The sequence below is a fragment of the Micromonospora sp. MA102 genome, assembly GCF_025460765.1.
In the GTDB taxonomy this organism is placed as follows: Bacteria; Actinomycetota; Actinomycetes; order Mycobacteriales; family Micromonosporaceae; genus Micromonospora; species Micromonospora halotolerans.
The window spans coordinates 82,714-97,386 of record NZ_JAMWEG010000013.1; the positions used below are offsets into that span (position 1 = coordinate 82,714).

Annotated in this window: 11 protein-coding genes; 9 read left to right on the plus strand and 2 right to left on the minus strand. The window is 71.0% G+C overall.

The features are described 5' to 3' along the window. The first annotated feature begins 4 nt into the window (after positions 1-4). The 9 genes from NFX44_RS23805 to NFX44_RS23845 all read left to right on the plus strand — a co-directional run bounded on the left by NFX44_RS23805 (position 5) and on the right by NFX44_RS23845 (position 9,745). A complete protein-coding gene (locus tag NFX44_RS23805; protein WP_262285811.1) occupies positions 5-610 on the plus strand; it encodes a YdeI family protein in 606 nt (201 codons plus the stop codon). 110 nt (positions 611-720) lie between these two features. Beyond that, positions 721-1,104, plus strand: a complete 384-nt coding sequence (locus NFX44_RS23810; RefSeq protein WP_262285812.1) for a VOC family protein — start codon at positions 721-723, stop codon at positions 1,102-1,104. 156 nt (positions 1,105-1,260) lie between these two features. Continuing rightward, positions 1,261-2,262: an NBR1-Ig-like domain-containing protein gene (locus NFX44_RS23815; protein WP_262285813.1), complete on the plus strand. Its 1,002-nt coding sequence runs from the start codon at positions 1,261-1,263 to the stop codon at positions 2,260-2,262. A gap of 262 nt (positions 2,263-2,524) precedes the next feature. After that, on the plus strand, positions 2,525-3,388 hold the full coding sequence (locus NFX44_RS23820) for a peptidoglycan-binding protein (protein WP_262285814.1): 864 nt from the start codon (positions 2,525-2,527) through the stop codon (positions 3,386-3,388). A gap of 51 nt (positions 3,389-3,439) precedes the next feature. Continuing rightward, the gene (locus NFX44_RS23825; protein ID WP_262285815.1) at positions 3,440-4,219 is read left to right on the plus strand and encodes a peptidase inhibitor family I36 protein; all 780 of its coding nucleotides are present in this window, start codon (positions 3,440-3,442) and stop codon (positions 4,217-4,219) included. Positions 4,220-4,300: 81 nt separating this feature from the next. Next, complete coding sequence (locus NFX44_RS23830) at positions 4,301-5,227, plus strand: SpoIID/LytB domain-containing protein (RefSeq protein WP_262285816.1); 927 nt, start codon at positions 4,301-4,303, stop codon at positions 5,225-5,227. A 298-nt stretch (positions 5,228-5,525) separates the two neighbouring features. Further along, positions 5,526-6,233: a hypothetical protein gene (locus NFX44_RS23835; protein ID WP_262285817.1), complete on the plus strand. Its 708-nt coding sequence runs from the start codon at positions 5,526-5,528 to the stop codon at positions 6,231-6,233. 342 nt (positions 6,234-6,575) lie between these two features. Next, positions 6,576-8,114, plus strand: coding sequence for an FGGY-family carbohydrate kinase (locus NFX44_RS23840; protein ID WP_262285818.1), 1,539 nt, complete (start codon positions 6,576-6,578; stop codon positions 8,112-8,114). Beyond that, a complete protein-coding gene (locus tag NFX44_RS23845; protein ID WP_262285819.1) occupies positions 8,111-9,745 on the plus strand; it encodes a fucose isomerase in 1,635 nt (544 codons plus the stop codon). Before NFX44_RS23840 ends, NFX44_RS23845 begins: the two co-directional genes overlap by 4 nt. Before the next feature lie 69 nt (positions 9,746-9,814). On the opposite strand, the gene NFX44_RS23850 is transcribed toward NFX44_RS23845, so the two are convergent. Together NFX44_RS23850 and NFX44_RS23855 are read right to left on the minus strand one after the other, a co-directional pair. After that, positions 9,815-10,813 carry a LacI family DNA-binding transcriptional regulator gene (locus NFX44_RS23850; protein ID WP_262285820.1) on the minus strand — a complete coding sequence of 333 codons (999 nt, stop codon included), beginning with the start codon at positions 10,811-10,813 and terminating at the stop codon, positions 9,815-9,817. A 164-nt stretch (positions 10,814-10,977) separates the two neighbouring features. Next, on the minus strand, positions 10,978-14,661 hold the full coding sequence (locus NFX44_RS23855; protein WP_262285821.1) for a non-lysosomal glucosylceramidase: 3,684 nt from the start codon (positions 14,659-14,661) through the stop codon (positions 10,978-10,980). Between the last annotated feature and the right edge of the window lie 12 nt (positions 14,662-14,673).

Below are 14,673 nucleotides of genomic sequence, written 5' to 3' on the forward strand. Positions count from 1 at the left end.
CGTCATGGGGAGCGCCGAACTGGATGAGTTGATCGTCGCGGACGCCGACGCACTGCGGGCGTGGTTGTCGGCCAACCACGACACGTCGCCCGGTGTCTGGCTCGCGCTGACCAAGAAGGGCGGCACGGTCACCACGCTGACGTGGCAGCAGGCGGTCGACGAGGCCCTGTGTTTCGGCTGGATCGACGGGCAGGCCCGTCGACGGGATGAGGAAACGTCCTGGATCCGGTTCACCCCGCGTCGGGCCCGTAGTTCCTGGTCTCAGCGCAATGTCGCGCACGTGGCCCGGCTGGAGGCGGAGGGGCGGATGCTGCCCCCCGGTCGCGCCGCGGTGGAAGCCGCGGTGGCGGACGGGCGGTGGGCGGCCGCCTACGCCCCGCCGTCGGAAGCCGAGGTGCCGGCCGACCTGCTCGCCGCCATCGCCGCCGACCCCGCCGCCCAGGCCATGTTCGACGTCCTCACCAAGACCAACCGGTTCGCTCTCATATACCGCGTCAACGCCGTCAAACGGGCGCAGACCCGCGAGCGGAAGATCGGCGAGTTCGTCGCCATGCTGGCCCGTCACGAGACCATCCACCCGCAGAAGGCCAGGCCCTCGGACTCGCCGTAATCGAGCAACGTCATCAACGGCGACTCACCTGCTGCGAAGCGGGCCGACGCCGGTCGCCGATGTCCGGGCGTGCCGATGACAGCCGGTCCTGGCCCACGTACGTTGGCGCGATGGCGACCTACTGGACTCTGGGGTGCGACGCCCGCGACCCCCAACGGATCGCGGCCTTCTGGGCGCTTGCCCTCGGGTATGTCAAGGAGCCCGGTTTCGACGAGCCCGACAACGCGTCCATCGTCGATCCGCAGGGTAGGGGACCGGCGATTGGCTTCCTGAAGGTACCCGAGGGCAAGTCCGCCAAGAACCGGATGCACATCGACGTCCGGGTGGCCGGGCCCGGCCCCTGGGACATGGCCGAGCGGGCGCGGCTGATCCAGCAGAAGGTGCCCGAACTGGTGGCCGCCGGCGCGACGGTGCTGCGCGAGGAATGGTACGGCGACACCCTGGGACACGTCGTCATGCAGGATCCCGAGGGCAACGAGTTCTGCGTCGCGTGAGGCTCGGTCGTGCCGGTGAGCGTGCGTCCTCGACATTGATGACCGACGACGCCGTTCGGTAGCCTCTTACACGCTCTGACAACGTCTGACGCCGGCGTCTGACATGGGGGATACATGGAGAACCAGCGTGCTGCGGGTGAGTTAGGTCCGGACCGCGTGGCCGCCGAGAAGTTCGCCGAACAGCTGCGCACACTGCGGACCGGCGTGGGCAACCCGTCGTTCCGGAAGATGGCCGGGCGATCGGGCCGGATCTCGCACACGACGCTGCACGAGGCTGCCGCTGGGACCAGGTTCCCCTCCTGGGAGACCACGCGTGAGTTCGTCCGGGCCTGCGAGGCCGACGAGGCCCAGTGGCGGTGCCGCTGGGAGGACGCTCAGCGCCCGGGAACGGCCCACGCCGATTCGAACGGCGCCCGGACACCGGTCGACACCGATTCCCAGACCGGGGCCGGCACGCCCGATGCGGTGACGGCTCGCGTCGTGGCCGCCGAGACGTCGCGTGCCATGACCTCCGCGGCGCCCGGCGGGCCCGTCGTGTCCGGCGTCGCCACGTCCGCCGACCTCGTGCCGGCGGGCCCACGCGCGCTGCGGGTCGCGGAGCAGCACCTGCCGGCGGTGCAGGACGACGTCGGGGGTGCGCGACAGCACCCCCTGCCGTGGCTCGCCGCCGCGGCGACCGTGGTGGTGGTGGCGCTGGTCGCCGCCCTGGGCTTCGCCGTCCGCGGCCGCACGTCCCCGGGCGGCTCGGGCGCCGTAGCCGGGTCGCCGTCGCCGTCGCCGTCGGCGTTCTCGGACGCGTTGATTCCCGGGGATTCGAGCAAGTTCGTCGCCGACGTCACCATCCCCGACGGTACGCGGGTGAAGGTGAACGCCCGATTCGAAAAGGTGTGGGCGCTCAAGAACGTGGGATCGGTCGACTGGCACAACCGCTTCCTCGCGCGGACGAACCCCACCGCTGACGATGACGACTGCCAGACACCGGATCGGGTGGCGATCGGCGACACGCCCCCCGGCGAGCAGGTGATGATCAGTGTGGTGGTCACCGCGCCGAACCGCCCGGGGAAGTGCTGGGTCAGCTGGAAGATGGTCGACGAGCACGGGCAGGAGTTCTTTCCCACCCGCCGGCCGGTGTACTTCATGGTCACCGTCACCGCCTGAGCGCGCCCGGCGGCGGCCGCCGTCAAGCCCGCCGAGCCTCCGCCCCGGTCGATCTCCCGGGTCCCGGGTCACCCCGACCGGTGTCAGCGTGCGACCGCACGATGTCAGACGCGGGCGCCGCCCAACCTGACAACACCGCATTCATCGAGGTCGGTGACGGCCTGACGGATCTGACAGGACACCGGGGGTACCGAACAGCACGTCTCCTCTCGCAGGGTGAGGTCCGTTCCGAACGAGACCACCACTACGAGGAGGACCGACCTTGCGCCGTCCCTGGTTGACCGTCGGGCTCGCCGCGCTCTGCGTGGCCGTCGGCGTCCCGGCCCATGCGGGGGCCGCGACATCCGGCGCCACCGCGCAGCGGACCGTCACCACCGCCGCGCGGCCCGTCGTGGACATGGAGGCCACCGTCCTGGCCGCCCAGATCGACCCCCGCCGTGCCGACAACACACTGACCCCGGGCGCGAAGAGTTCCGTGCTCGCCGTGGAGCAGGCGCTCCAGGCTTCGAACCTGCTGGACGCGCAGTGGGTCGACGGCTACTTCGGCACCCAGACCGTCGCGGCGTACGCGGCCTACCAGCGCTCGCTCGGCTACACGGGCCTCGCCGCGAACGGGCTGCCCGGCACGACGTCGCTGACGAAGCTCGGGCTCAACCGGTACACCGTCGTCCGGACGATCGGCCCGGGCGCGAAGGTCCAGCGTGACGGGTACGTCGTCGACGCCCGCACCCAGGCGATGCTGGCCGAGGCCCAGCGACTGCTCGGCTTCACGCTGGTGCTCGAGCAGGGCTCGTACAACCCGGGCGGTGACCCGACCTCGGCCGGTACGCACGACGGCGGGGGTGTGGTGGACATCGCGGTCAGCGGCATGACCGCGGCCAGGCGCACCGCCGTCGCCCGGGCTCTGCGTCAGGTCGGCTTCGCCGCCTGGGTCCGTGACCCCAGTCAGGGTGACTGGCCGTGGCACATCCACGCCACGGCGATCAACGACACGGACCTGTCCAGCCAGGCGCAGCACCAGGTCGGCGACTACTACCTCGGCATGAACGGCCTGGCCAACCGCGGCCCGGACGACGGTCCCCGGGTTCCGATCGTGACCTGGGAGCAGTACCAGCGCGGGCAGTGAACCCTACCCGACCCGATCAACAACCATCGCCAACTGTCCAGAGAGGACACCATGAACATCCGCAAGAACCTCGCCGTCGTCGGCGCAGCGCTCGCCATGACCACCTCCGTCCTGACCGTCGCCTCGCCGGCCCAGGCGGCGTCCCGGGACGGAGTCTGCGACAGCGGTGAATTCTGTTACTACTACAACAGCAACTACGCCGGCTCCATCTCGGACTTCACCGGGTCGATCGAGGACTACGGCACGACCCAGCCGTCCTGCTACGAGTTCAAGGGCGCGGGCGCCGGCCAGGGCCTGTGCGTGAAGAACAACGCCGCGTCGGTGTGGAACCGCACCAGCAAGACCGTGGTGGTCTACTTCAACAGCAACTTCGCCGGCGCGAGCCAGTCGTTCGCGGCCGGGGCGAAGGCCAACCTCAACGCGACGTTGAAGAACAACAACGCCTCGCACAACATCGGCGGCACCAGCGGCACCTACCCGGCCGACCCGCGCGCGGCCGAGGCCGTCGCGTTCGCGAAGGCGCGGCTCGGGCACACCGACTGGAACAACGAGTGCGAGCTGTTCGTCGAGCGGGCGTTCGGCACCAGTGGCCGGTTCGCCACGGCCCGCACGCACTACCAGTGGCAGAAGGACAACGGGCGCATCCACACCGGCTCGGTGCCGCCCGCCGGAACGGCGGTGTTCTTCACGTCCACCACGTCGGCCGGGCACGTCATGCTCTCCATCGGCGGCAACAGCGCCATCAGCACCGGGCCGACCGTCTACCAGACCAGCACCTTCCGGGACCGGTCCGACTACCTGGGCTGGGCCTACGTCCCGAGCGGCTGGTGACCCGGCATGCGCTCGCACGTGCACCAGAGCGGCGCCCAGCCAGCTTCCAGCACACGCGTCACTACTGATCGGCGACCACGGATGACCACCCTGAGAAGACTTCCAGCCGTTCTGGCCGTCCTGGTGGCGGTGCTCGTCGGCGTCGCGGTGGCGCCGGGCGCGGCGTCCGCCGCCGCCCGCGACGGGGGCTGCGACAGCGGCGAGTTCTGCTACTACTACAACAGCAACCAGGCCGGCTCGGTCTCCGACTTCACCGACTCCCTGGACGACTACGGCACGACCCAGCCGACCTGCTACGACTTCAAGGGCGCGGGCGCAGGCCAGGGCGTGTGCGTGAAGAACAACGCCGCGTCGGTCTGGAACCGGACCGGCAAGACCGTGCGGGTCTACTTCAACAGCAACTTCGCCGGTGCCAGCCAGGACTTCGCCGCCGGAGCGAAGGGCAACCTCAACGCTACGCTGAAGAACAACAACGCCTCGCACGAACTGCTGAGCGGGCCGACGGGCTGCAGCACGGACGGCACCAACAGCACGCTGCCGAGCACCATCCTGGTCTACCGGGTCAGTCTCGGCCGAGTCGACCGGGTCGACTTCAAGACGTACGTCAAGAACGTCCTCCCGAACGAGTGGGTGCCGAGCTGGCCGAGTGCCTCGCTGCAGGCCGGTGCGGTAGCCGTCAAGAGCTACGGCTGGTACTGGGCGCTGCACTCGACCCGCAAGACCCCCGGCGGACAGTGCTACGACGTCCGTGACGACACCGGCGACCAGGTCTACCGGCCGTCGTCGGCGCAGGCGTCGACGTCCGCCGCGGTGGACAGCACCTGGTCCACCCGGATGACCCGCAGCGGCAACATCCTGCAGGCGCACTACTGCGCGACCACGACCGCGTGCGGCGGCTGGGTGACGGGGGACTGGCTGTCGCAGTACGGCTCGCGTGATCTCGCGAACTCGGGCAAGAGCTACCAGGCGATCCTGCGCTACTACTACAGCGACGTGGTCATCTCCTGACGTCACGCGCGAACCGTGCCGCCCGCCGCAGATCCGCGGCGGGCGGCACGGTCGTGGCTGCGGCACGTCTCGGCGCCACTCGTCGGCCGGCGGCGACGCCGTTACCGCCACCGTCTCGGGGTACGCGGCCCACCAGGTCGGCACGGGCATACCCGCAGCGGCTCGAGGTGAGGCACCGGCATCGCGTCAACCGCACCCGGGGACTCCTGCCAGTCCGTCGGCGGGTCGAACGTTCGCGACGACAGTTCCATGGCTCGACGGGGTCGCCGACGAGTCGCCGCCGGTAGATCATCACTGCATGCTCGTCGCATCCGTCGTCGTCGTGGTGGCGTTTCTCGCGTGGTTGACCGTGGCCCGGTTGCCGCGGTTCACCGGTGTCGTGTTCGTGGCGCTCGCCCTGGTCGCGGTTGCCTCGCTCACCCTCGCCGCCGTTCAGCCCCGGGCGGCGGTGGAGGCGCGGCTGCTGCTGTTCGTCGGGGTCGCGGTGACGCTGCTCGTCGCGGGGGAGAGGCAGCGCCGCGCGCTCGGCGACACCGACGACGACGGCCGGGCGGGCCGGCGCTGGCCGTATCGGATCGTGGTCGGTCTTGCCTTGTTCGTTGCTGTGGCGTGTATCCCCGGCGCGGCGTGGGACTTCAACGACGAAGGGTTCGTGCCGTCGGTGCAGGAACTCGGCCCGCTGCCGGATGGGCTCGCCGTTCGAAGCGCAGGTGGCGACTTGGAGTGCGGCACCGGTCGTTGCGCCGTTGCCTACCCACTGGTCGGTCGGGCGGGCGAGTCGGCCGACCAGGTGGCCCGTCGGATGTGGGACCACCTGGTGAGCGTCGGCTGGCCGGCGCCCGACGGTGGGCGCAGCTGCCGCCCCGCCGGCTGGCTTCTGGACACCCGGGAGACCTGCGTGGAGATCAGTACGGCCGAGGGCGGGGCACGGCTGACGTTGGAGGGCGGCCGCCCGTTCCCTCGATATGCGCGTGCCCGCGGCCCGGAGGTCAGCCGGCTGCGTTGAGCCACCGTCGCCAGCTCGCGCGGGTGACGGGCGCACCGCATGCGGGTTGACGGGCGGCGGCTCGGCGGGCGGCTGCCACCGGGGCGTTGGCTCATCGGAAACGTCATGCGTGGGAGCACGCGACGAGACCTGTCGGCATCGTGAGGGATCGGCGGATCCACCGCGTCCGGAGCCCCTACTGAGTTAACGATTTCCCGCCGCTGCCGATCACCTCTGGCCGTGCCCGCACCCGCATTCATCAGGCGATACGACAGCATGGCGGCGTGTGTGCGCGAACCCGGCAGGGGAAGACGCCGACGGATCGGTCTTGATTCGGAAATCGATTGCTGGAACAGTGGCGCCATGAAGGTTGCGGCCGTCCTGGGCGTCGACATCGGCACATCGAGTAGCAAGGGCGTCCTCGTCGACACCGACGGCCGGGTCCTTCGCTCGGCGACCCGTTCCCACGAGGTGAGCCGCCCTCGACCGGGCTGGGTGGAGATGGACGCCGACGTCTGGTGGCAGGAGTTCGTCGCGCTCAGCCGGGAGCTCCTCGCACCGGGCGACGCCGACGTCGTCGCCGTCGGCGTGAGCGGCATGGGGCCGTGCGTGCTGCTCACGGACGCCGCGAACATCCCGCTGCGTCCGGCCATCCTCTACGGCGTCGACACCCGCTCGACCCAGCAGATCGCCCGCCTCGCCGAGCGGTTCGGCGCGGAGGAGATCCTCCGCCGGTGCGGCTCGGCGCTGTCCAGCCAGGCGGCGGGCGCCAAGGTGGCCTGGGTGGCCGACAACGAACCCGAGCTCTTCGCCCGGGCCCGACGGCTCTTCATGCCCAGCTCGTGGCTCGCGTGGAAACTCACCGACCACTACGTGCTCGACCAGCACTCGGCGAGCCAGTGCACACCGCTCTACGACACCGAGAGCCAGGACTGGTACGCGCCGTGGGCCACGGAGATCGCACCCGACCTGGTCCTGCCGCCGCTGCGCTGGCCCGGCGAGGTGGCCGGGACGGTGACGTCGCGCGCGGCGGCCGAGGCCGGCCTGCCGGCAGGCGTCCCGGTGATCACGGGCACCATCGACGCCTGGTCGGAGGCGATCAGCGTCGGCGCCCACGGCGTCGGCGACCTGATGCTGATGTACGGCACCACGATGTTCCTCGTCCACACGGTGACCGCCCGCCTCACGAACCCGTCGCTGTGGGGCACGGTCGGCGCCCTGCCCGGGACGCGGAACCTCGCCGGCGGCCTGGCCACCTCGGGCGCGATCACGGCCTGGCTGCGCGAGCTGTTCGGCTCACCGGACTTTCCCGAGCTGCTCCGGCTGGCCGAGGCCTCCGGTCCGGGCGCCAAGGGGTTGCTCATGCTCCCGTACTTCGCGGGCGAGCGCACCCCCATCCTGGATCCGCGGGCCCGTGGCTTCGTCGCCGGCCTCACCGTCTCGCACACCCGCGGGGACCTGTACCGCGCCGCGCTCGAGGCCACCGCTCTCGGCGTACGCCACAACATCGAGACGATCCAGGCGAGCGGTGGTGACATCCGGCGGGTCGTGGCGGTCGGCGGCGGCACCCAGGGCGGGCTGTGGACCCAGATCGTCTCGGACGTCACCGGACGTGCCCAGGTCATCCCGTCGCAGACCATCGGCGCGAGCTACGGAGCGGCGTTCCTCGCCGCGCAGACCGGGTGGCCCGTCTCGATCGAGGCGTGGAACCCCGTCAAGGAGATCCGGCAGCCCCGGGCCGAGCTGGCCGCCGACTACGACGAGCTCTACGGGCTGTACCGGGAGCTGTACACGAGTTCCAAGCGGGTCGCGCACGCGCTCGCTGCACGCCAGGACCGTCTGATGGCCGCCGGCCCGCCGGCGGCCAGCGACACCCCACGCACCGAAGGAGTCGCCCCATGACCCGTTACCCGCTGCCCGTGCTGGCCGAGCCGCCCGTCGCGGCGCCCGGCACCGTCTACACGGTGGCCAGTGGCGATCTCCGGCCCCGCGCGAACGTCACATGCTGGCCCACCCAGCAGCAGCTGGAGACCGACCTCGCGGCCGCGGTCAACGCACTCGGCTGGAAGGTCGAGCGTGGCCACGCGTTCGACCCGGACAAGGGCCACGGCTTCATCGACAGCCAGCGGGCCGGGATCGAGGTCTTCAAGGGCATCCCGGTCGACGCGCCGCTGATCGTCGTCGAGGCGGTCTGGCAGTACAGCCACCACGTCCTGGCCGGGCTGCGCAGCCACCGGGGACCGATCCTCATCGTGGCCAACTGGAGCGGCGAGTTCCCGGGACTGGTCGGCCTGCTCAACCTCACCGCGAGCCTCACCAAGGCGGGCGTGCGGCACTCCGCGTTGTGGAGCCGGGACTTCACCGACGACTGGGCGGTCAACGGGCTGCGCACCTGGCTGGAGACCGGCGAGCTGCGCCACGACACCAGTCACGTCCGCGATCTGCCCGCCCTGCCGGACGACGCGGAGGTCGAGCTCGGTCGCGCCCTGGCCGCGCAACTGGCCCGGGAGAAGGCCATCATCGGCGTCTTCGACGAGGGCTGCATGGGTATGTACAACGCGATCTTCGACGACGAGCTGATCAACCCGCTGGGCATCTACAAGGAGCGGCTGTCGCAGAGCGCGCTGGTCGCCGAGATGGCACGGGTCCCCGACGAGGAGGCCGACGCGGTCCGCCGCTGGCTGGACGAGGCCGGGATGACCTTCCACACCGGCACCGACGAGGCGACCGAGCTCACCGACGCCCAGCTGACGAGCCAGTTCAAGATGTACATCGCCGCCCTGCGCATCGCGGACGACTTCGGCCTGGACGCGGTCGGCATCCAGTACCAGCAGGGGCTGAAGGACACCGTCCCGGCCAGCGACCTCGCCGAGGGGCTGCTCAACAACGTCCAGCGGCCACCGGTACGCAGCCGTGACGGCAGCCGCGAACTGTACGCGGGTGCGCCGCTGCCGCACTTCAACGAGGTCGACGAGGGGGTGGCCGTCGACTCGTTGGTCACCAACCGCATCTGGACCGCCATGGGCCTCGACCCGGCCACCACCCTGCACGACATCCGGTGGGGGGAGACCTACGGCGACGACTTCGTCTGGGTGTTCGAGATCTCCGGCTCGGTGCCGGCGTCGCACAACGGCGGGTACGACAAGTCGTACAGCATGCGGCAGCCGCCGATGTTCTTCCCGCTCGGCGGCGGCACCCTGAGCGGGGTCTCCAAGCCAGGCGAGATCGTCTGGTCCCGGGTGTTCATCATGGACGGCGGGCTGCACGTCGACCTCGGCCGCGCGACCGTCGTCGAGCTTCCGGAGGAGGAGACCCGGCGCCGGCTGGAGGCCACAAACCCGCAGTGGCCGATCATGCATGCCGTGCTGCACGGGGTCGGTCGCGACCAGCTGATGGCCCGCCACAAGGCCAACCATGTGAACGTCGCCTACGCGCCGGACGCGGAGACCGCCGACCGGACACTGCGGGTGAAGGCCGCGATGTTCGCCGAACTCGGCGTCCAGGTGCACCTCTGCGGCGACGTCAACCTCTGAGTACGCGCTCGGCGACCCGGCCGGTCAGGAAGCCCGGCCGGGTCGCCAGGCCCTCGTGCCGGCGAGCGGTCAGCTCGGGCGGGTGGAGCTGTCGCGCACCTGGAGCCCGGTGCTGAGCGTGACGGTCGACGGCAGCCGCGACGGGTTGGCGATCCGCTCGGTGAGCAGGTTGGCGGCGGCGCGGCCAAGGTCGTACGTCGGCTGGGAGACGGTGCTCAACGACGGCCGGACCAGGTGTGCCCACGGAATGTCGTCGAATCCGACGACCCCGACCTCGTCGGGCACCCGGATGCCGCGGTCGACGAGGCATTCCACGGCGCCCACGGTCATCAGGTTGTTCGTGGCGAAGACGCTGTCGGGCGGGTTGTCGCTGTCGAGCAGCGAGGCCATGGCCCGGTAGCCGCCCTCCTCGCGGAAGTCCGCGTACCGCACCAGGGCGTCGGTGACCTCCCGTCCGCGTTCCCGCAGCGCGCGCTGGTAGCCCCGGAGCCGCTGGGCGGCCGTGGAGATCCGGCGGGGGCCGGTGATGCAGGCGACCCGCTGGTAGCCGTTGTCGAGCAGGTGCGTGGTCGCCAGTCCCGCGCCGTGCACGTTGTCGACGAGCACCGTGTCGATGGCGACGCCGCGCAGTTGACGGTCGATCGCCACGACCGGGATGCGGGCCTCGAGGAGCCGGTTGATCACCGTCGAGCGGCCCGACGTGGAGATGATGACGCCGGCCATACGTTCGGCGAGGACCGCCGCGATGTACCGGGACTCCTTCTCCGGGTCCTCGTCGGTGTTGCACAGGACCACCGAGTAGCCGGCGCTCTGCGCGACGTCCTCGACCCCACGCACCATGGAGGTGAAGAAGGGGTTGCCGATGTCGGAGATGATGACCGCCCAGAGGCTGGTCTGGCTCAGGCGCAGGTTACGGGCGACCGCGTTGGGGCGGTAGTCGAGGTCCTGCATCGCCTGGTGCACGCGCGCGGCCATGACTGGATCGACGGTGGTGCGGCCGTTCAGCACCCGCGAAACCGTCGCGGGGGAGACCTGAGCCTGCCGTGCCACGTCGTAGATCGTCGCCATTCGCCTCCATCCGGTGGATTCCTACGATGACAAGCCCGAGAACGAGTGCCCGGTCCCCGCACCCTCGCCGTGCGGGACTGGGCATCCTACGGGCGAAAAATGACGGAATAGTCACGGGCGCCCGCGCCGGCGCTCGACACGGGCCGTGTCGAGCGCCGGCACGTTCAGCCGTTGAGCGTCACCTGGATGGCGTCTCCCCGACCGACCACGACCTCGGCGTCCAAGGTAACGAGAATGCGCCCGTCCCGGCACGACCAGTCACGCACCGGCAGACTGCGATTGCCCAGACGTACCGTCACCCGTGCCGGGGAACGCGTCACCGCCAGGGCGATGCTGGATACCCGGAGGCGTCCGTACCGGACCTCGACCGTCCCGGTGAGGTGCCCGCCGTGGCGCTCCTGCTGGAACAGGCCCCACCCCTCCGCCGCGGTGAATGCGGCGGCGAACCTGTCGGGGCTGATCCGGGGCGCGAACCCGATGTGGCCGCGGGGGCCGTGGTACTCGAATCCGCAGGCCGCGAGGTAGACGCCGTGGCTGGCCATGGCCCGGGCGTAGTGGTCGCCGCACTCGATCTCGTTGTACGGGTTGCGCTTGCCTGCGGCGTACCGGTCGTGCACCGCCCGGGTGAGAGTGAGCCCTTCCTCGACCAGGCCCTCCTGGAGCATCTGCGCCGCGACCTGGTACTCCTGGCCCGTCCACACCTCGTTGAAATACATGGCGGCCCAGCTCGCCGGGTTCCCGGCCGCGGTGTCGGCACCACCGTGCGGCCAGGTGGTCATCAGCATGCCGTACTCGTGGTCCATCGCGAACCATCGGCCGCCCGGGATGACGCTGTCCTCCCGGTAGTCGGCGTGGTCGGGCGTGAAGTTGTACCGGTAGAGACTCTCCAGGGCGCTGACCGCCTGCTCCGCCGGCACGACGCGGGGGAGCCCGAGCTGACCGGCGAGGCTCTGCCCGAAGAGCTGGTCGATGTGGCATCCCCGATTGCTGTTGATCGCATCGGCGTGGGCCGGGTCGACCTCCTGGATGAAGTACTCGCCGTTGAAGAGTTCCGTGGACAGGTACCGGCTGCCGGAATCGGCGAGGACCCGGCACCGGTCGGCGAACTCGGGCTGGCCCACCTCGTCGGCCATCGCCGCGCCCGCCCGCAGCGCCGCGACGTACATCCCGGTGATCCAGGCGATCTTTCCGTACCAGATGGTGTCGAGCGTGTTCGGCTGCGGGCCGTCGAGCGTGCCGTCCGGGCCCACGTCGTGTTCCATGATCCATTCCAGCGCGCGCCGCAACCGGGACCAGTTCACCCGCAGGTAGGTGTCGTCCGGCGCGGTGAGGTGTTCCCGGTAGCAGCGCAGGATCGTCCCGCACTGCCCGTCGGTGGCCCAGCCCATGTCGGCCTCGGCGCGGTTGCCGATCTGGCCCGTGTCCGGGTGGAATCCGATGCCGAGGTCCACCCGGCCGCGGGTGTCGCGTTCCAGTTGGGGGAAGAGCCGGGCGATGGACTGGGCGTAGTTCCACACGTGCTCACAGGTGCCCGGGCAGCAGTACACGCCCTCCCAGCCGTAGAACCGCCCGTCGTCGAACAGGTAGCAGGTGTTGGTGGCGAGCGTTGACGCGGGCGCCAGGGTGCGCTCCAGGAACCAGTGCGGCAGGGTGGCGTCGGCGTACCAGGTCTTCACCCAGGTGCGGGTGTCGGCCTCCAGCCGGTCGAGGTCGTCGGCGACGTGCTCCACCACCGCGCGGGCGTCGGCGAACCGGGTCGCGTAGTGCCGGCGCAGGCTGTCCGAGCCGCGCAGGAAGCCCAGCGAAACGCGGTCCGGCACGGGGAAGTGCCAGCCGAGGACGAATCGCACGGTGCGGCTCTGGCCGGGTGCGAGGCGGACCGCCACGCTCACCGACCCGGCCTGCCCGGCCAGCGAGCCGTCCACCTCCGTGGGGCCGGCCTCCGCCGCGAACACCTCGTCGAGCGTGTTCCACCCGGCGAGCGACGGGCGCGTCACCGCCCGACCGTCGAGCGCGGCGAGGACGAGCGTGCCGTTGTCGGGCACCTGGTCCAGCGGCCGGGTGTCCGTCGGCACGTCGCTGAACACGATGCGGTCGACGTTGACGTGCCCCCACCCGCCGGTGTCCGCGTCCACGATCTCGATCACCGCCGAGCGGCCCTGGTACGCGGAGACGTTCATCGTCGCCACGCTGACCGGCTCCGCGTCGCGGCCGGCCACGCTGGCCACCAGGGCGCCGTCCACCAGGAGATTGACGCACGTGCTGCCGCGGTGGCTCCCGCCGCCTACGGCCACGTTGACGTAGCGGCGCTCGACGGTGAACGGTCGGCTGGTCAGTTTGCCGGTGGCGGCGTCGGCCCGGCCCGTGTCACCGCCGGAGCCGCGGAAGTCGTGCGAGGTCACGAACCGCTGCCCCGACGCGCCGAGATCGCCGAAGCGCTTCATGTAGTCCGGCACCTCGGAGACCTGCACCGGGCCGGCGCCGAACGCGGTGCCCTCGACGCTCCAGCCGTCGTAGGTGTCGCGCTCCCAGTCCTCGAACACGATCTCCGGGCGGGGCGCCACGTCGGTGAACACGATCCGGTCGACGTTGACGTGCCCCCACCCGCCGGTGTGGGCGTCGACGATCTCGATGACCGCGGACTTCCCCTCGTGTGCGGAGACGTCCAGGTAGACGCTGTGCATCGCCTCGGCGTTGCGGCCGGTCGCCGTGGCGACCACCGCGCCGTCGACGAGGACGTTGACGCAGGTCTGGCCGGGGTGGTTGCCGCCGCCGATCGACAGCCGGATCGACTTGCGCGAGACCGTGAACGGGGCGCTGGTGAGCTTGCCGGTCGGCGCGTCGGCCCGGCCGATGTCGCCGTCGGCCCCACGGAAGTCGTGCGAGGTGACGAGTCGCTGTCCGGTCGCGTTGAGCGGCCCGCCGCCCTTCATGTAGTCCGGTATCTCGGAGACCAGCACCGGGCCGGCGCCGAAGGCGGTGCCCTCGACGGTCCAGCCCTCGTAGGTGTCCCGCTCCCAGTCCTCGAAGACGACGTCGGGGCGGTCGGGCGTCTCGGTCTGCTCGGCGGCCGAGAACCGGACTCCGCGCAGCGACCGGTCGCCGAACGCCGCCGACCGCAGCGTGATCCCGCGCTGCGTCCTGGTGTCCAGGCAGACCGGATTCTCGACGTAGCCGAGCAGCGTCGCGTCCACCGTTCGGTGCGACGTGTTGCGCAGCGTGTAGACCAGCACGGTCGCCGGCAGCGTCGAGTCCGCGACCGACAGCGGTACGAACGGCGAGAACCCCTCCAGGGTCACCTCGACCGGAGCGTCGGCGGCCCGGTACCGGACCGTGCCGATGGGGTACTGCCCGGTGAAACGCACCTGGTCGAAGCCGGTGGCGTCGAGCGCGCGGGTCTGGACCCGCCCGCCCGACCGCGTCCGCAGCGCGAAACCGTGCCGGACGGGGGAGGCGGGCTGCCGAGGGTTCGCGTACCCGACGTCGGTGGTGCCGGCCGCCGGTCGGTTGAAGATGTCCCAGTTCCACAGCCGCCCGTCGCCGCCGAGGTACAGCTGGCCGGTGGCGCCACCCCCGACCGGCATGCCGAGCCAGCGGAGGTCGGTGCCGGCGTAGCTGGTGGGCTCGCCCCGGCGGTACAGCGCCGCGGACCAGTCGGGCGGCAGCGCCTTGTCGACCGGTACGCCGATCAGCCGATCCTCGGGTACGCCGAGGGCGGCGGCGGCTTCGGCCCGGGAGCCGGCGAGCACGGTGCCGGCGGTGAGCCCGAGGGAGAGGGTGAGGAACTGCCGGCGGTTCGGGCCGCAGGCGTTGCCGGGACAGCACTGGTCATACGGATGCTCTGCCATGGGTGCTCCTGA

What these genes read in the sequence shown, in the direction of transcription:
- NFX44_RS23805 (WP_262285811.1), top strand. Translation starts at nt 5, where the DNA reads ATGGGGAGCGCCGAACTGGATGAGTTGATCGTCGCGGACGCCGACGCA.
- NFX44_RS23810 (WP_262285812.1), top strand. Translation starts at nt 721, where the DNA reads ATGGCGACCTACTGGACTCTGGGGTGCGACGCCCGCGACCCCCAACGG.
- NFX44_RS23825 (WP_262285815.1), top strand. Translation starts at nt 3,440, where the DNA reads ATGAACATCCGCAAGAACCTCGCCGTCGTCGGCGCAGCGCTCGCCATG.
- NFX44_RS23830 (WP_262285816.1), top strand. Translation starts at nt 4,301, where the DNA reads ATGACCACCCTGAGAAGACTTCCAGCCGTTCTGGCCGTCCTGGTGGCG.
- NFX44_RS23835 (WP_262285817.1), top strand. Translation starts at nt 5,526, where the DNA reads ATGCTCGTCGCATCCGTCGTCGTCGTGGTGGCGTTTCTCGCGTGGTTG.
- NFX44_RS23840 (WP_262285818.1), top strand. Translation starts at nt 6,576, where the DNA reads ATGAAGGTTGCGGCCGTCCTGGGCGTCGACATCGGCACATCGAGTAGC.
- NFX44_RS23845 (WP_262285819.1), top strand. Translation starts at nt 8,111, where the DNA reads ATGACCCGTTACCCGCTGCCCGTGCTGGCCGAGCCGCCCGTCGCGGCG.
- NFX44_RS23850 (WP_262285820.1), bottom strand. Translation starts at nt 10,813, where the DNA reads ATGGCGACGATCTACGACGTGGCACGGCAGGCTCAGGTCTCCCCCGCG.
- NFX44_RS23855 (WP_262285821.1), bottom strand. Translation starts at nt 14,661, where the DNA reads ATGGCAGAGCATCCGTATGACCAGTGCTGTCCCGGCAACGCCTGCGGC.